Source organism: Pseudomonas sp. GW822-FHT04H02, from assembly GCF_058800645.1.
In genome coordinates, this window is the sequence record NZ_JBXAMM010000005.1 from 437,597 (window position 1) to 455,210 (window position 17,614).

The 17,614-nt window shown below is 64.4% G+C and carries 13 protein-coding genes; 11 read left to right on the forward strand and 2 right to left on the reverse strand.

The window, feature by feature from the left end; genetic code table 11:
• Positions 1-39 precede the first annotated feature (39 nt).
• A complete protein-coding gene (locus AC1RMG_RS23980; protein WP_041120175.1) occupies positions 40-549 on the forward strand; it encodes a nucleoside deaminase in 510 nt (169 codons plus the stop codon).
• Positions 546-896, forward strand: a complete 351-nt coding sequence (locus AC1RMG_RS23985; RefSeq protein ID WP_015637310.1) for a hydroxyisourate hydrolase — start codon at positions 546-548, stop codon at positions 894-896. Before AC1RMG_RS23980 ends, AC1RMG_RS23985 begins: the two co-directional genes overlap by 4 nt.
• A 108-nt stretch (positions 897-1,004) precedes the next feature.
• On the opposite strand, the gene AC1RMG_RS23990 is transcribed toward AC1RMG_RS23985, so the two are convergent.
• A complete protein-coding gene (locus tag AC1RMG_RS23990; RefSeq protein ID WP_011063918.1) occupies positions 1,005-1,406 on the reverse strand; it encodes a lysozyme inhibitor LprI family protein in 402 nt (133 codons plus the stop codon).
• A gap of 236 nt (positions 1,407-1,642) precedes the next feature.
• On the opposite strand from AC1RMG_RS23990, the gene AC1RMG_RS23995 reads away from it, so the two are divergent.
• The 6 genes from AC1RMG_RS23995 to etfB all read left to right on the forward strand — a co-directional run bounded on the left by AC1RMG_RS23995 (position 1,643) and on the right by etfB (position 9,452).
• Positions 1,643-2,620, forward strand: a complete 978-nt coding sequence (locus tag AC1RMG_RS23995; RefSeq protein WP_011063917.1) for a dipeptidase — start codon at positions 1,643-1,645, stop codon at positions 2,618-2,620.
• Positions 2,621-2,781: 161 nt separating this feature from the next.
• The gene (locus tag AC1RMG_RS24000) at positions 2,782-3,312 is read left to right on the forward strand and encodes a 4-vinyl reductase (RefSeq protein WP_011063916.1); all 531 of its coding nucleotides are present in this window, start codon (positions 2,782-2,784) and stop codon (positions 3,310-3,312) included.
• A gap of 15 nt (positions 3,313-3,327) precedes the next feature.
• The gene (gene dgcA, locus AC1RMG_RS24005) at positions 3,328-5,388 is read left to right on the forward strand and encodes a dimethylglycine demethylation protein DgcA (protein WP_065365108.1); all 2,061 of its coding nucleotides are present in this window, start codon (positions 3,328-3,330) and stop codon (positions 5,386-5,388) included.
• 114 nt (positions 5,389-5,502) lie between these two features.
• Entirely contained in the window at positions 5,503-7,452 is a 1,950-nt protein-coding gene (gene dgcB, locus AC1RMG_RS24010) for a dimethylglycine demethylation protein DgcB (RefSeq protein WP_072443626.1), read from the forward strand.
• Positions 7,452-8,672, forward strand: coding sequence for an electron transfer flavoprotein subunit alpha (gene etfA / locus AC1RMG_RS24015; protein ID WP_493170402.1), 1,221 nt, complete (start codon positions 7,452-7,454; stop codon positions 8,670-8,672). Before dgcB ends, etfA begins: the two co-directional genes overlap by 1 nt.
• A 9-nt stretch (positions 8,673-8,681) precedes the next feature.
• Positions 8,682-9,452, forward strand: coding sequence for an electron transfer flavoprotein subunit beta (gene etfB, locus AC1RMG_RS24020; protein WP_011063912.1), 771 nt, complete (start codon positions 8,682-8,684; stop codon positions 9,450-9,452).
• Between the two features lie 373 nt (positions 9,453-9,825).
• Here the strand turns inward: etfB and AC1RMG_RS24025 are convergent, their stop codons facing one another.
• On the reverse strand, positions 9,826-10,227 hold the full coding sequence (locus AC1RMG_RS24025) for a hypothetical protein (protein ID WP_493170404.1): 402 nt from the start codon (positions 10,225-10,227) through the stop codon (positions 9,826-9,828).
• Positions 10,228-10,721: 494 nt separating this feature from the next.
• On the opposite strand from AC1RMG_RS24025, the gene AC1RMG_RS24030 reads away from it, so the two are divergent.
• The 3 genes from AC1RMG_RS24030 to AC1RMG_RS24040 all read left to right on the forward strand — a co-directional run bounded on the left by AC1RMG_RS24030 (position 10,722) and on the right by AC1RMG_RS24040 (position 17,486).
• Positions 10,722-14,174, forward strand: coding sequence for an alpha/beta fold hydrolase (locus tag AC1RMG_RS24030; protein ID WP_492575329.1), 3,453 nt, complete (start codon positions 10,722-10,724; stop codon positions 14,172-14,174).
• A gap of 140 nt (positions 14,175-14,314) precedes the next feature.
• Positions 14,315-16,183, forward strand: coding sequence for a c-type cytochrome (locus AC1RMG_RS24035; protein WP_493170406.1), 1,869 nt, complete (start codon positions 14,315-14,317; stop codon positions 16,181-16,183).
• A gap of 46 nt (positions 16,184-16,229) precedes the next feature.
• Entirely contained in the window at positions 16,230-17,486 is a 1,257-nt protein-coding gene (locus AC1RMG_RS24040; RefSeq protein ID WP_368995164.1) for a metallophosphoesterase family protein, read from the forward strand.
• Positions 17,487-17,614: the final 128 nt, after the last annotated feature.

Below are 17,614 nucleotides of genomic sequence, written 5' to 3' on the forward strand. Positions count from 1 at the left end.
ATTGCTGTGGCGGCTCCTGCCCATGAAAAGGAGGTCAAGATGACCCAGATTCTTTCTTCCATCCCTGCCGGCGTCACCGAACTGGACCTGCACCTGCTGCGCCAGAGCATCCAGCTCGCCGAAGAGGCCAAGGCCCGCGGCCGTCATCCGTTCGCGGCCCTGGTGGCCGATCGCGACGGCAAGGTCATCGCCAGCGCCGGCAACAACTCGATGCCCCCCGAAGGCGACCCGACCCAGCACGCCGAACTGGCGGCAGCGGCGCTGGCGGCCAAGCGCCTCAGCCCCCAGGCCCTGGCCGAGTGCACCCTGTACACCAGCGCCGAGCCCTGCTGCATGTGCGCCGGGGCCATCTACTGGACCGGCATTGGTCGGGTGGTCTACGCCTTGTCCGAACATGAGCTGCTGGAGTTGACCGGCGACCACCCGGAAAACCCGACCTTTTCCCTGCCGTGCCGCGAAGTGTTCGCCCGTGGGCAGCGGCAGATCCCGGTGTTCGGGCCGATGCTTGAGAGCGAGGCCGCCCTGGCGCACAAGGGCTTCTGGAAATGAACGGCGGCCTATCCATCCATGTGGTGGACGTCGCCAGCGGCAAGGTGGCCGAAGGCATGGCGGTGCGGGTGCGCCGCCTGGGCGGCGAGCTGCTCTGCGCAGGGCGAATTGCCGGCAACGGCTTGCTGAGCGAGCTTGCCGAGCGGTCGGCGAGCTTCGGCCAGGGCGTCTACGAAGTGGAGCTGGACGTGGCGGCGTTCTATCGCGAGCAAGGCCAGGCGCTGCCGCCGGTGCCCTTCCTCGAGGTGCTGGCGTACCGCTTCGGCCTGGATGATCCGCGCCAGCACTACCACCTGCCGTTCAAACTCACCGCCTGGGGCGTCTCGTGCTTTCGCGGTGGCGCCTGACCCGGCGCTGACCTGTAGGAGCGAGCTTGCTCGCGAAACGCTCGCAGCCACCACAACCGGTTCGCCAGAGCGCTTTTCGCGGGCCGGCCCGCTCCTAGCGGTGGCGGGTCATTCCTGGGCGATGGATTCGATGAACTCCGAGCGTTCGTCGCTCATGCGCGCCAGGCAGTCATTGGTGGCGATGGTGTAGGCCTTGGTGCCGGGCTTGGCCGGAAAGGACTCCATCGCGCAGTCGGCGTCGCGCTGCTTCTGCCACAGTTGCTGGGCATTTTTGACCTTGGCGCTGATGTCGGCCAGTTGCCCTTTGTCGCTGCCATAGAGGGTGCCCAGGCGTTCCAGCAGGCTCTGCACGTTGTCGCCCAGCAACTGTTCGGCGGTGGTCCTGTTGTAGGTCGCGCATTCCAGGGTCTGCACGTCGTTTTCCACGCCGTCGCAGGGAGAACTGTCGGTCTCCTCGGCTGCCTGTACGCCCGTCGCCATCAGTACCAAGGCCAGGAAGATCGGTTTCATTGCATCGCTGCCCCTAATCCGGTGAAGCATCCACTAAAGGCGCGAATTCTGGCGCAAGCCCCGGGCAAAGAACAGAGGCCACCCATGCCCTCCGTCCGGCCCTTTGTCGGCGCTTGACGCTTTCGGCAATTCCCCTGTCGTTTTTGCACCCAGGCGCCCCGGCCCTCAAGCATATGCTGACCCCAAAGCGCCGGCAGACGATTCGGCGCATGAATCGCCAATAAGGGGACAGCCTGATGAGCCCAGCCGAACTACACGCCGACAGCATCGTTATCGACGGGCTGATCATTGCCAAGTGGAACCGCGAGCTGTTCGAGGACATGCGCAAGGGCGGCCTGACCGCAGCCAACTGCACCGTGTCGGTTTGGGAAGGTTTCCAGGCCACGGTCAACAACATTGCCTCCAGCCAGAAGCTGATACGCGAAAACAGCGACCTGGTGATGCCCGTGCGCACCACCGCGGACATTCGCAAGGCCAAGGAGCTGGGCAAGACCGGCATCCTCTTCGGCTTCCAGAATGCCCATGCCTTCGAAGACCAGATCGGCTACGTCGAGGTGTTCAAACAGCTGGGCGTGGGCATCGTGCAGATGTGCTACAACACCCAGAATCTGGTGGGCACCGGCTGCTACGAGCGTGATGGCGGGCTCTCCGGGTTCGGCCGCGAGATCGTCGCCGAGATGAACCGCGTCGGGGTCATGTGCGACCTGTCCCACGTTGGTTCCAAGACCAGCGAGGAAGTGATCCTCGAATCCAAGAAGCCAGTCTGCTACTCCCACTGCCTGCCGTCTGGGCTCAAGGAGCACCCGCGCAACAAGTCCGATGCCGAACTGAAATTCATCGCCGACCACGGCGGTTTCGTCGGCGTGACCATGTTCGCGCCGTTCCTGGCCAAGGGCATCGACTCCACCATCGACGACTACGCCGAAGCCATCGAATACACCATGAACATCGTCGGTGAAGATTCGATTGGCATCGGCACCGACTTCACCCAGGGCCATGGCCAGGACTTCTTCGAATACCTGACCCACGACAAGGGCTACGCCCGGCGCCTGACCAACTTCGGCAAGATCATCAATCCCCTGGGCATCCGCACCGTGGGCGAGTTCCCCAACCTCACCGAGACCCTACTCAAGCGCGGCCACAGCGAGCGCGTGGTGCGCAAGATCATGGGCGAGAACTGGGTCAGCGTCCTGAAGGACGTCTGGGGCGAATAAGGCCACCCCCAACAGCACATTCCTGTAGCCGCTGCCGCAGGCTGCGATCGGCTCCGAAGGAGACGCGCTCTTGCGGCCCTCGGAAGGCTCTTCGAGCCTTTTCGCAGCCTGCGGCAGCGGCTACAGACGTACTTATCCACAGAATTCCGGAGTTTTGAAACATGGCCAAGATCGCCCCGCAATTGCCTATCGAAGTCGACAGCGAAACCGGTGTCTGGACTTCCGACGCCCTGCCGATGCTCTACGTGCCACGGCATTTCTTCGTCAACAACCACATGGGCATCGAGGAGGTATTGGGCGCCGATGCCTACGCCGAGATCCTCTACAAGGCCGGCTACAAGTCCGCCTGGCACTGGTGCGAAAAAGAAGCCGAATGCCACGGCCTGGAAGGCGTCGCGGTGTTCGAGCACTACATGAAGCGCCTGTCCCAGCGCGGCTGGGGCCTGTTCAAGATCCAGGACATCGACCTGGATAAAGGCACCGCCAGCGTCAAGCTCGAACACTCGGCCTTCGTCTACGTGTACGGCAAGGTCGGGCGCAAGGTGGACTACATGTTCACCGGCTGGTTCGCCGGTGCCATGGATCAGATCCTGGCGGCCCGTGGCAGCAAGATCCGCACCGTGGCAGAGCAGGTTTACGGTGGTTCCGAAGAAGGCCACGACGATGGCCTGTTCGTCGTCAAACCGTTGTAAGCGGAGTTAAGACAAATGGCTTTCGAAGCGATGTTCCAGCCGATCCAGATCGGCAAACTGACCATCCGCAACCGTGTGCTGAGCACTGCGCACGCCGAGGTCTACGCCACCGACGGCGGCATGACGACTGAACGGTATGTGAAGTACTACGAGGAAAAGGCCAAGGGCGGCATCGGCCTGGCGATCTGTGGTGGTTCCTCGGTGGTGGCCATCGACAGCCCCCAGGAGTGGTGGAGCTCGGTGAACCTGTCCACCGACCGCATCATCCCGCATTTCCAGAACCTGGCCGACGCCATGCACAAGCATGGCGCCAAGATCATGATCCAGATTACCCACATGGGCCGGCGCTCGCGCTGGGACGGTTTCAACTGGCCGACCCTGATGTCGCCGTCCGGGGTGCGCGAGCCAGTGCACCGCGCCACCTGCAAGACCATCGAGCCGGAGGAAATCTGGCGGGTGATCGGCAACTACGCCCAGGCCGCGCGCCGGGCCAAGGCCGGTGGCCTGGACGGTGTCGAGCTGTCGGCGGTGCACCAGCACATGATCGACCAGTTCTGGAGCCCGCGGGTCAACAAGCGCACCGACGAATGGGGCGGCACCTTCGAGAAACGCATGCGTTTCGGCCTGGAAGTGCTCAAGGCGGTACGCGCTGAAGTGGGCGACGATTTCTGCGTGGGCATGCGCCTGTGCGGCGACGAATTCCACCCGGACGGCCTGTCCCACGAGGACATGAAGCAGATCGCCAAGTACTACGACGACACCGGCATGCTGGACTTCATCGGCGTGGTGGGTTCGGGCTGCGACACCCACAACACCCTGGCCAACGTGATCCCCAACATGAGCTTCCCGCCGGAGCCGTTCCTGCACCTGGCGGCGGGCATCAAGGAAGTGGTCAAGGTGCCGGTGCTGCACGCACAGAACATCAAGGACCCGAACCAGGCCACGCGGATTCTCGAAGGCGGTTACGTCGACATGGTGGGCATGACCCGCGCGCACATGGCCGACCCGCACCTGATCGCCAAGATCAAGATGGGCCAGATCGACCAGATCAAGCAGTGCGTCGGCGCCAACTACTGCATCGACCGCCAGTACCAGGGCCTGGACGTGCTGTGCATCCAGAACGCCGCCACGTCCCGTGAATACATGGGCGTGCCGCACATCATCGAGAAAACCACCGGCATCAAGCGCAAGGTGGTGGTGGTCGGTGCCGGTCCTGCCGGTATGGAAGCCGCTCGCGTTGCCGCCGAACGCGGCCATGACGTGACCCTGTTCGAGAAGAAGGAAGCCATTGGCGGGCAGATCACCACGGCCTCCAAGGCCCCGCAACGGGACCAGATCGCCGGTATCACCCGCTGGTACCAGCTGGAGCTGGCGCGCCTGAAAGTCGACCTGCGCCTGGGCACCGCGGCGGACAGCGCGACCATCCTCGACCTGCGCCCCGACGTGGTGGTGCTGGCCGTGGGCGGCCATCCGTTCATCGAGCAGAACGAGCACTGGGGCGCCGCCGAAGGGTTGGTGGTCAGCAGCTGGGACATCCTCGACGGCAAGGTGGCGCCGGGCAAGAACGTGCTGGTGTACGACACCATCTGCGAGTTCACCGGCATGTCGGTCACCGACTTCATCGCCGACAAGGGTTCGCAAGTGGAAATCGTCACCGACGACATCAAGCCGGGCATCGCCGTGGGCGGCACCTCGTTCCCTACCTACTACCGCAGCTTGTACCCCAAGGAAGTGATCATGACCGGGGACCTGACCCTGGAGAAGGTCTACCGCGAGGGCGACAAGCTGGTGGCGGTGCTGGAGAACGAATACACCGGCGCCCGGGAAGAACGGGTGGTGGACCAGGTGGTGGTGGAAAACGGCGTGCGTCCTGACGAAGAGCTCTACTACGGGCTCAAGGAAGGTTCGCGCAACAAGGGCCAGATGGACGTCGAGGCGCTGTTCGCGATCAAGCCGCAGCCGTGCCTGAGCGAGACGGGGGAGGGCTACCTGTTGTTCCGCATCGGCGACTGCGTGTCCCAGCGCAACACCCATGCCGCGATCTACGACGCACTGCGCCTGTGCAAGGATTTCTAAGCCACTTCCTGTAGGAGCCGGCTTGCCGGCGATCGGCACTGGCGAGATACCGCGTGCTGCCTGATCGCTGGCAAGCCAGCTCCTACAAGGCCCCAGGTCTTTGGGAGCTCCACCATGTTGAACACCCTTCTTCCCATTCTGTTGTTCGCCGCCATCGGCCTTGCGGTCCTTGGCGCGCTGCGACGCGTGGCCATGTGGCGTCGGGGGCGAGCCTCCAAGGTCGATCTGATTGGCGGCCTGCTGGCCATGCCCAAGCGCTACATGGTGGATCTGCACCACGTGGTGGCCCGGGACAAATACATGGCCAACACCCACGTGGCCACGGCGGGGGGCTTTGTCCTGGCCGCCGTGCTGGCGATCCTGGTGCACGGTTTCGGCCTGCACAACCGCATCCTGGGTTATGCCTTGCTGCTGGCCACCACGCTGATGTTCGTCGGCGCGCTGTTCGTCGCCAAGCGCCGGCGCAACCCGCCGGCGCGGCTGTCCAAAGGGCCGTGGATGCGCCTGCCCAAAAGCCTGCTGGCATTCTCCGTGAGCTTCTTCGTGGCGACCCTGCCGGTGGCCGGGATCCTTCCGGAAAACTTCGGTGGCTGGCTGCTGGCGGCGCTGCTTGCGCTGGGTGTGCTCTGGGGCGTGTCCGAGCTGTTCTTCGGCATGACCTGGGGCGGGCCAATGAAGCACGCCTTCGCTGGCGCCCTGCACCTGGCCTGGCACCGGCGCGCCGAGCGCTTTGGTGGCGGACGCTCCACCGGCCTCAAACCGTTGGACCTGGAAGACCCGAACGCGCCTTTGGGGGTGGAAAAGCCCAAGGACTTCACCTGGAACCAGTTGCTGGGCTTCGACGCCTGCGTGCAGTGCGGCAAGTGCGAGGCGGCGTGCCCGGCCTTCGCCGCCGGCCAGCCGCTGAACCCGAAGAAACTGATCCAGGACATGGTGGTCGGCCTGGCCGGCGGTACCGACGCGCAGTTCGCTGGCAGCCCGTACCCTGGCAAGGCCATCGGCGAACACGGCGGCAACCCGCACCAGCCCATCGTCAACGGCCTGGTGGACGCCGAGACCCTGTGGTCCTGCACCACCTGCCGGGCCTGTGTCGAGGAATGCCCGATGATGATCGAACACGTCGATGCCATCGTCGACATGCGTCGCCATCTGACCCTGGAGAAGGGCGCCACGCCGAACAAGGGCGCCGAGGTCCTGGAAAACCTCATTGCCACCGACAACCCCGGCGGCTTCAACCCCGGCGGGCGGATGAACTGGGCGGCGGACCTGAACCTGTCCCTGCTCAGCGACAAACAAAGCACCGACGTGCTGTTCTGGGTCGGCGACGGCGCCTTCGACATGCGCAACCAGCGCACCCTGCGGGCCTTTGTCAAAGTGCTCAAGGCGGCCAAGGTGGACTTCGCCGTGCTCGGCCTGGAAGAGCGCGACAGCGGTGACGTGGCCCGGCGCCTGGGCGACGAAGCGACTTTCCAGCTGCTGGCCAAGCGCAACATCCAGACCCTGGCCAAGTACCGCTTCAAGCGCATCGTCACCTGCGATCCCCACAGTTTCCATGTGCTGAAGAACGAGTATGGCGCCTTCGATGGCAACTACCTGGTGCAGCACCACAGCACCTACCTGGCCGAGCTGATCGGCGCCGGTGCGCTGAACCTGGGCCAGCACAAGGGCAGCAGCGTGACCTATCACGATCCTTGCTACCTGGGTCGTTACAACGGTGAGTACGAAGCCCCTCGGGACGTACTGCGTGCCCTGGGCATCGAGATCAAGGAAATGCAGCGCTCGGGCTTCCGTTCCCGTTGCTGCGGCGGTGGCGGCGGCGCGCCGATCACCGACATTCCGGGCAAGCAACGGATTCCCGACATGCGCATGCAGGACATCCGCGAAACCGGCGCCGAGCTGGTGGCCGTGGGTTGTCCACAGTGCACGGCGATGCTCGAAGGGGTGGTGGAGCCGCGGCCGATGATCAAGGACATCGCCGAACTGGTAGCCGATGCCTTGCTCGAAGACGCCGCCCCGAGCAAAGCGCCGGCGTCGGTGAAACCTGAACCTGCGGAGGTGCACTGATGAGCGACATTATCCGCCGCGATCCCCGGGCCGAGTGGATCGCCCGCAACCGCCTGCACCCGCTGCACGCGGCCATGCAGCCGGCGCAACACAGCTGGATGGGGCCCAATGGCCTCATCCGCAAGAACCCCCACGGCATCGGTTTCATCGGCCCCAACGGCCTCAAGCGCATCGACCGCAGTGGCGCCCAGCAGGGCGGCAGCGCCAAGCGCACGGCAGCGGCCGAGGTGCAGTTGCCGCTGCATCAAGTGGCGCAGCCGGCGTTCTACATCAGCGTGGTGCCGGACATGGTCGGTGGCCGCCTGAGCAGCCACGACCGCGACCTGCTGGGCCTGGCCCATCAGCTGGCGGGCCAGGACGGCGCGGTGCTGGCGGTGGTGTTCGGCGAGCACAAGGAATCGGCCTTCGCCACCGCGGGTGTCGACCGCCTGCTGGTGCTGCAAGGCAGCGAGTTCGAAGGTTATGCACCGGAGCAACGGGTGCAGGGCCTGCGGGCTGTGGATAACCAGTTCAGCCCGCGCCACTGGCTGCTGCCCGACAGCCGCACCGGCGGCGGCGAACTGGGCCGGCGCCTTGCCGCCGCCCTGGGCGAACGCCCGGCGACCCGGGTCTGGCAGGCCAAGGACGGGCAGTGCATCGGCCGTGCCGGTGCGGGCCTGCAGGACCTGGCGCGGCCGGTGGCGCGCTTGATCCTGGCCGCCGCCGAATGCGCGGAGCCGGTCAGTGAAACCCGCCACGAAGCCTTGCCGGTGGAGTTATCCACAAGCGTGGCCCGCAGCCTGGCGCGGATCGAAGACCTGGGCGCAGTGGCGGTGGACCCGGCGGCGATTCCCATGGCCGAGGCCGAATTCATCTTTTCCGGGGGCAACGGGGTCAAGGACTGGCCGCTGTTTCACCAGACCGCCGCCGCCCTGGGGGCCACCGAAGGCGCTTCGCGGGTGGCGGTGGACGACGGCTTCATGGCCCGCGACCGGCAAGTGGGGGCCAGTGGTATCTGGGTCACCGCGCGGGTCTATGTGGCGGTGGGGATTTCCGGAGCGATCCAGCACCTGCAAGGCATTGGTGCCTGCGACAAGGTGGTGGCGATCAACCTCGACCCGGGTTGCGACATGATCAAGCGTGCCGACCTGTCGGTGATTGGCGACAGCGCGGAGATTCTCAAGGCCTTGATCGCGGCGGTAGCGGCCTACCGCAACGACGCCAAGCGCGATGCGGCTTAAGGGGATGTTATGCATAGCAATGTAATCAGCCTGATTTCGATTGGCGCCCACCCCACCTCCGGCCGCCCGCGGCGTGCCGAACAGGATGCCCGGGCAGTGGAACTGGGCCTGCAACTGGCCGGTGCGCAGTTGCAGGTGCTGCATGCCGGCGATGTAGCCGAACCGGCCCTGCGCGCCTACCTGGGCATGGGCCTGGAACAGCTGCATGTGCTGGAGCAGCCGGCGGGCGCCGATGCCCTGCCGGCACTGACCCAGTACCTGCGTCATGCCGGCGCCCAGGTGGTGCTCACCGGCAGCCAGGCGGAAACCGGCGAGGGCTCGGGGATGCTGCCATTCCTGCTGGCGGAAAACCTCGGCTGGCCGCTGGTGGTGGGGCTGGCCCAGGTCGAGTCCCTGGGCGATGGCGTGGCCCATGTCCTGCAAGCCTTGCCTCGCGGCCAGCGACGCCGGCTCAAGGTGCGCCTGCCATTCCTCGCCACTGTGGATAACGCCGCACCCAAGCCGCGCCAGAGCGCCTACGGCCCGGCGCGCCGCGGCGTGCTCGAAACCGACCAGGTGCTGGTGGTGGAGGACGAGTTGTTCACAGGCTCCAGCCTGCAGCCGGCCAAGCCGCGCCCCAAGCGCCTGAAAGTGATCAAGGCCAAGAGCGGCGCCGACCGCATGAAAGCCGCTACCGCCAAGGCCAGCGGCGGCACCGGCCAGGTACTCAAGGGCGTCAGTCCTGAGGCGGGTGCCGAAGCCATTCTCAAATTGCTCATCGAAGAAGGCGTAGTGCGCTGACCTCAGGGTTATGCACAACCCCAGGCACCGCTGTTCGCTGGCAAGCCAGCTCCTACGGGGGAAATGCACCCATGCCCTGTAGGAGCCGGCTTGCCGGCGAAGAGGCCAGCGCGGTTTTGCACAATTCCCGGGCGCAGCCGTGCGCAGCCGTGCGCTGGCAAGCCAGTTCCCACAAGGGGAAATGCACCGATGCCCTGTAGGAGCCGGCTTGCCGGCGAAGAGGCCTGCGCGGTTTTGCACAATTTCCGGCCGTCTTTCGCGACAGGGGGGTAGGGTTACTCACAATCCCTGTGTGCGGACCTGTGGATAAGGTGTTCGCGCCTCGCTCCAGCCCTTGTTCAGCAGGCCCTGGCGCCGCCTGTACGATTTTTGATCAGGCTAAGTCGAGGTTTTTTATGGCGTTTTTTCCATGATGGGAAAACCTTCGGGCAGACTTTTGCACAGCAGTTGCCCCCAAAGTCTGTTGGCGCTTCTGTGGATAAGATGTTCGCTTAGCGCTGTATCCCTTGCAGAACGGGGCTTTCAAGATTTTGTTCAAAAAACGACCAAATGCTGGTTTTTCCGCAGAATATCCTGGCGTGCCCCTGATAATGCGCGGCTTTTGGCGGTTTTCCACAGTGCCCGACTCGTGCACCCGAGTTGCCCCCAAAGTCTGTTGGCCGTTCTGTGGATAAGGTGTTCGCCTTCCTCTGTAGCCCTCTGAATACGTGGCTTTGATGGCCATGTTCAAAAAATGATCAATACCTTGTGAAACAGCACTTTCTTCATAAGTCACGGATTTTATTGCCATTGCCCGGCGAAATATCCCCATGCCAGAGGAACTTGCCCACAGTTGCTGTGGGCCAAGGTGTGGATAAGGTGTTCGTCGAAGGCTGCACCCCTTGTAATCCATAGCTTGTGCGGCAATAGATCAAATTTCATACAGTTCTAATGGCTGCCTTGACACTGGCAAGTGGCCTGTCTTCACTGATGCCACAAGGACTTGGCAGTTACTTATCCACATCCGGTTCCCGGGAGCTCAGGCAATGGACTGTCGTTTATCACAGGCTTCTGCGATCCGCGCCTTTCTCCCTCGACGCACCCGCCGCCGCGCCACCAACCAGCGCGCCCGCCTATAGCTGCGCCCCCGGGCTGTCGCCCGTTGGCACTTTTTCCACAGTTTGTGTTTCTGGCACCCAGGCCTGCCTGTGCGGCTGCTCGGTGCGCGTTCGGCTTCACCTATCAGAGGCGACCAAAGAGTGGCCCCATCTGCCTGAGAGGAATCCCGTCATGACTCGGATCGCGACCCCCATCAGCGAGATCCAGGAACACTACGACGTTATTGTCATCGGTTCGGGCTACGGGGGCGGCATTGCGGCCTCTCGATTGTCCCGGGCCGGCCGCCGGGTCTGCCTGCTGGAGCGGGGCCGGGAGATCCAGCCCGGCGAGTACCCCAACACCCTGGCCAGCGCCACCGAAGAACTCCAGGTACATGACCCCGAAGGCCATGTCGGCTCGCGCACCGGGCTGTTCGACTTGCATGTCAACGCCCAGCAGAACGTGGTGGTGGGGTGTGGCCTGGGCGGCACTTCGCTGATCAATGCCAACGTCGCCCTGGAGCCCGAGCCCGGAGTATTCGACGACCCACGCTGGCCCCGGGCAGTGCGCGAGCACCGTGACACACTGCTCAAGGAGGGCTACGACCGGGCCCGGGAAATGCTCAAGCCCAACCCCTATCCGAACTCGGCGCCGCCCCTGGCCAAGCTCCAGGCCAACCAGAAGTCCGCGGACTTTCTCAAGCAGGGGGCGCATTTCTACAAGCCGCCGATCAACGTGACCTTCACCAAGTTGCCCAACAACCTCAACCACGTCGGGGTCGAGCAACTGCCGTGCAACCACTGTGGCGACTGCGTCTCGGGCTGTAACAACAAGGCCAAGAACACCACCCTGATGAACTACCTGCCGGACGCCTGCAATCACGGTGCGCAGATTTTCTGCCAGGCCCAGGTGCGTCATCTGGAGCGTGATGGCGACGGCTGGATCGTGCACTTCCAGTACCTGGACAGCGGCCGCGAGAAGTTCTCGGCGCCGACCCTGTTCGTCAAGGCCGACATTGTCGTGCTGTCCGCCGGCACCCTGGGCTCCACCGAGATTCTTCTGCGTTCCCGGGCCAAGGGCCTGGCCACTTCGGACCAGCTCGGCGAGCACATGAGTGGCAATGGCGACATCCTTGGCTTCGGTCACAACTGCGAACAGCCGATCAACGGCATCGGCTTCGGTACCCACCCGGCCAGCGAACTGAAACCGGTGGGGCCCTGCATCACTTCGATCATCGACATGCGCACCGAAGGCGACTGGCGCAGCCGCATGGTGATCGAGGAGGGTTCGATTCCCGGCGCAATGGGCCAGGCCATGGTGCCAAGCATGGCGCTGTTCGCCGCTACCCTGGGCCAGCCTACCGACACCAGCCTCAGCGGCAAGCTGGGCTACAAGGAGCGGGAGGCCGAAAGCTTCCTGCGCGGGCCCTACCACGGTGCGCTGCACAACATGCAGACCTACCTGATCATGAGCCACGACGACGGTCGCGGCCGCATGCTGCTGGATGCCCAGGATCAACTGCGCATCGACTGGCCGGGCGTCGGCGAACAACCCAACGTGGTCCTCGGCAACGAGCGGCTGCATAAGGCCACCCGGGCCCTGGGTGGGATCTGGGTGGAGAACCCGATCTGGACCCCGTTGCTCAAGCACAGCATCGTCTCGGTGCATCCGCTGGGCGGTTGCGTGATGGGCGAGGACGCCGGGCAGGGGGTGGTCAACCACAAGGGCCAGGTGTTCAGCGGCCCCAGCGGCGATGCGGTGTACCCCGGGCTGTATGTGACGGACGGTGCGGTGATTCCCACCTCGCTGGCGGTCAACCCGCTGCTGACCATCTCTGCGGTGAGCGAGCGCAACATGCGCCTGCTGGCGGAGGATCGCGGCTGGCAGATCGACTACCGGCTGCCCTCGGCACCGAGCAAGGCGGTACCGGCGCCGACCCTGGGAGTGCAGTTCACGGAAACCATGAAGGGCTATTTTTCTACCGCCTTCACCCAGCCCCAGGGCACCGACCTCAAGCTGTACGAGGCGGCGGCCCAGCGCGGAGAAACGCAAAACTCGCCCATCGAATTCACCCTGACCATCACCGCCGACGACCTCAACCGGATGATCAAGGAGCCACAGCACGCCGCCACCCTGGTGGGCACCCTGAATGCTCCGCTGCTGTCGGCGCAGCCGCTGGTGGCCAGCCACGGGGTGTTCAACCTGTTCGAGGAATTCCAGCAGCAGGTCGGCGTGCGCCACATGAACTACGACATGCGCCTGAGCGCCGAGGACGGCAACGAGTATTTCTTCAGTGCCTTCAAGACCGTGCCCGAGGACCACGGGGTGCTGAACATCTGGCCCGACACCAGCACTCTCTACGTGACCCTGTACCGGGGCCGGGACAAGGCCGGGCCGGTGCTGGGCTCTGGTGTGATGCACATCCTGCCGGCGGACTTCGCCAGGCAGATGACCACCATGAAGGTGCTCAACGCTCGCAACGAGCGCGAGCGCATCGAAGCCCTGGCGCGCTTCGGCAAGTTCTTCGCCGGGATCCTCTGGGAAAGCTACGGCGGGGTATTCGCCGGGGACATCTACTTCAACCCCGACGCACCGCCCCGGATCAAGCGCCCCCTGGATGCGCCGGCCCCCACGGTGCATTTCTTCGAGACCGAAGACCGGGTGCAACTGCGCCTGACCCGCTACCAGGCCGGCGGCAAGGGCCCGGTGATGCTGGTGCACGGCCTGGGCGTGGGCTCCAATATCTTTTCCACCGACACCATCCAGGCCAACCTGCTGGAGTACCTGTGCAAGCACGACTATGACGTCTGGCTCCTGGATTTTCGGGTCAGCATTCTGCTGCCGGCGAGCAAGCAGGAGTGCAATGGCGACCAGATCGCGGCGTATGACTTCAAGGCTGCCATCGGCCAGATCCGGCAGGCGACCGGGGCCCGGGACGTGCAATGCGTGGTGCATTGCTACGGCGCCACCACCTTCTTCATGTCGCTGCTGGCAGGCCTGCAGGATGTGCGCTCGGTGGTCTGCTCGCAGATCGCCGCCGACACCGTGGTGGCCACGGCCACCGGGATCAAGGCCGGCCTGCACCTGCCGGGAATGCTCGATGCCATTGGCATCAAGTCCCTGACCGCCTATGCCGACAGCAAGGAAAGCTGGTTCAACAAGCTCTACGACACGGCCCTCAACGGCTATGCCCGGCTTGAGGCCCAGGGCTATTGCACCAACCCGGTGTGCCACCGCATCACCTTCATGTATGCCTCGCTGTACCGCCACGACACCCTCAACCAGACCCTGCACGACAACCTGCACGAGCTGTTCGGCGAATCCAACATCCAGACTTTCGAGCACCTGGCGCTGATCTGTCGCAAGGGGCACCTGGTGGACTTCAAGGGACGCGACGTCTACATGCCGCATTTCGACCGGTTGAAGCTGCCCATCTGCTTTATCAGCGGGGCCGATAACCAGTGCTACCTGCCGCAAAGCACCCAGAAGACCTATGAGCGCCTGTGCCAGATGCATGGTCCCGAGCTGTTCAGCCGCCATGTGGTGCCGGGGTATGGGCATATCGACTGCATCTTCGGTGAGAACGCCGTGGTCGATGTGTACCCGCTGATCCTCGCGCACCTGGAGAAGACCGCCCAGGGCTGATCCCTGCCGGCTCCCGCTCTGCGGTGCCTCAGGTGCCGCAGCCACAGGCCTCGCCCGGGTGACGAGCACCGCAGGCCAAGGTGCCCAGGGCCTTGGGGCGCCTTCGGCAGCAGTTCCACATGGATGCAGGAATGCTTGAAATGAACGTTTATATTCGCTGGTTCCAACGCTTTATCTGGCTGGGCATCGCCATGAACATGGTGTTCGCCCTGCCGGCGCTGTTTGCCCCGGCCCTGCTGACCGCCGTGGTCGGGCTGCCGCCGGTGCTCTCCGATCCCTGGCTGGAGAACGCCGGCATGCTGCTGGTGGGCATCAGCCTGTTCTACATGCCCTCGGGCTTCAATGCGCCGCGCTACGTAGTGCATTCCTGGCTCTGTGTGTTGTCGCGGCTGGTGGCCGTGGCGTTCTGGATCTACCTGATCGACACCAGCAACCAGCCCCAGGTGTTTGTGCCCATGCTCATGGGTGATCTGGGCATGTTCCTGGTCCTCGGCATTCTGTTGTACCTGGGCAATGTCCCGGCCAACCGGCCCTGGGCCTTGCTCAAGGCCGGCCTGCGCGCATGGTGCCAGGGCTGGGAAGCCTGCTGGAGGCGCCACAGTTTTCGTGTGGCGAGCCTGCTGGCGCTGCTGGTGCTGGGGTTCGTCGGTTATGAAACCTGGGTCAACATGCTGCGCGAGGTGCCCCAGCCGGTGGAGGCCACGGATGAGGATCACTTCAAGTACGCGGCCATCGGCCTGGGCATCGAGGCACGGATTCCTTACTACCTGTTCGCCGTGCTGCCGCAGTTGTGCCCGGAAAAACTGCCCCGGCCCGGCGGTTATGAGGTCTTCGGCTTCCTCTACGAGAATGGCCGGGACCTGCCCGTGGGCATGGCCAAGCGGCAGTTGGGCTACCCGACGGTGGAACCCAATTGCGCCCTGTGCCACACCGGCGCCTACCGCGCCAGCGCCAGCGATGTATCCCGAGTGGTGCCCACCGCGCCGGCCAACCTGATGCAGCTCCAGGCCTTCCAGTGGTTCGCCTACGATTGCGCCAACGACCCGAAATTCACCGTGGATGCGCTGATGACCGCGATCAACGCCAAGTTCCAGCTGGGCCTGATCGAGCGCCTGTACAACCGCTACCTGATCATGCCCATGGCCAAGAGCGCGCTGCTCAAGCAGAAGCAGGCCTACGCCTGGCAGAAGCTGCGGCCACAGCAGGGGCCGGGGCGCACCGACACCTTCAACCCGACCAAGATGGTGGTGTTCGGCTTCCCCGACGATTCCACCATCGGCACCGTGGACCTGCCGCAAATCTGGAACCAGAAGCCGCGGGAGTCCATGTACCTGCACTGGGATGGCAACAACAACCAGATTCGCGAACGCAACTACGCTGCGGCAATGGCGGTGGGGGCGACCCCGGAATCGGTGCTGCCGCAGAGCTTCAACCGGGTCACCAACTGGTTGCTGGGGCACAAGCCGCCGGCCTGGCCGTTCGCCCTCGATCAGGCCAAGGCTGCCCAGGGCAAGCCGCTGTGGGAGGCCAACTGCGCCGGTTGCCATGAGTTCGGCAAGGCTGACACCGGCCAGGTCACCACCGGCATCCAGGAGCTGGGCACCGACCCCCACCGCCTGGATTCCTTCACCACCGGGCTGGTGCAGGCCTTTCATGGCTTCAAGAAACCGCCCTTCGATTTTGGTGCCTATCGCAAGACCCAGAGCTACAGCAACACTCCCACCGACGGCATATGGCTGCGTGCGCCTTACCTGCACAACGGCTCGGTGCCCAGCCTCTGGGACCTGCTGCAGGCTCCCCAACGGCGGCCCCAGGTGTTCTTCACCGGCTCGGACGTCTATGACCCGCAGAACGTCGGCTTCATCACCAGCGGTCCGACGGTACAGGGCCCGGGCTACTTCAAGTACGACACCCGCCTGGAGGGCAACAGCAACAGCGGCCACCTGTACGGCACGCAGCTTTCCGACGAGCAGAAATGGCAGTTGATCGAGTACATGAAAACCCTGTGAGTGCCACGGGATATCAGGGCAAAGCACCATCAAGAGGGATGCCGCCATGTCATTTGTGAGCAACCTGGAACACGAATACGACCAGGTGAAGACCCGGGTCGACGGCCTGCTCGCCAGGCTCGATCTGGCCTGGAAGAAACTCAGCAACCAGCTCGAACCCAAGGAGTTGCAGGGCATTGTCAGCCTGTTGCAGCGCGCCCATGACCAGGCGCAGTACGCCATCCTCCATGGCGAGCTGCCGCCCGGCCAGGCACCGGTGCCCTGGGAACTGGCCCACGGCCTGTCGGTGCTGCACCTGGGCAACGCCGCGCCCTTGCCACAGACCGTGGCCGAGCTGCAGACCCAGGTGATGAAGGACGGCACCCTGCTGGGCTGTCGCCAGTGGGAGCTGCTGGATCTGCGCTGGAGCGAGGCCTTGCTCAACTGGCTGGAGAACCTGCGCGACCATGCCCCCTTCGGCAGCACCCCGGCGCTGATCGAGATGGCCGACGACGTGCTGCTGGACATGGCCGGCGACTGGGGCACCGGGTATTTCGACAGCCAGTCGGCGGCGCAGCGAGTGGCGAACCTGATCACCCAGGACAAGCCGGACTTCACCATTCACCTGGGGGATGTGTATTACGCCGGCACCGGCAGCGAAGAGAACGCCGATCTTGCGGACTGGCCCCAGGGTTCCCAGGCCTCGTTCAGCCTCAACTCCAACCATGAGATGTACAGCGGCGCCCATGGCTATTTCGCCGAGATCGACGCGCTGTTTCCCAGGCAGCAAGGCACCAGCTACTTCGCCCTGTTCAACAGCCACTGGCTGATCATTGGCCTGGACAGCGCCTATGCCGCCGACGAGATGAACCTGTACATGGACGGCAACCTGGACCCCACGCAGGCGCAATGGCTCAAGGACCTGGTGGCCAGCAAGGGGCAGGGACGCAGGATCATGCTGCTCAGCCATCATCAGGGCCTGGACATCAGTGGCCAGCAGCAGACCGCGTTGTACAAGCAAGTCTTCGCGGCCCTGGGCCGGGCACCGGACTACTGGTATTGGGGGCACCTGCACAACGGCATCTGCTATGCGCCCAGGGACGGCATGTACGGGCGCTGCATCGGCCATGGGGCGATTCCCTATGGCGTTACCAGCGAACTGAAGGGCAACGCCCAGGTGCAATGGTCGGAAACCCTTTCGGCAGACGATCCGAACTACCCGCTACGGGTGCGCAATGGCTATGTGAAGGTGAGGCTGGACGGCCCGCAGATCAGCGAGACCTTCATCGGCGAGACCGGCGCGGTCAGCTGGTCGCGGCCCTGAAGGCCCTGTAGCCGCTGCCGACCCCGCGAGGCTGCGACAAGGTCCGCAGGACCTTGCTTGACGGTTTTCCGCCGGACCTCAGGCGCTCTCAAGATCGCTGCGCCTGCTGCGTCGGAGTGCCGCCCAAG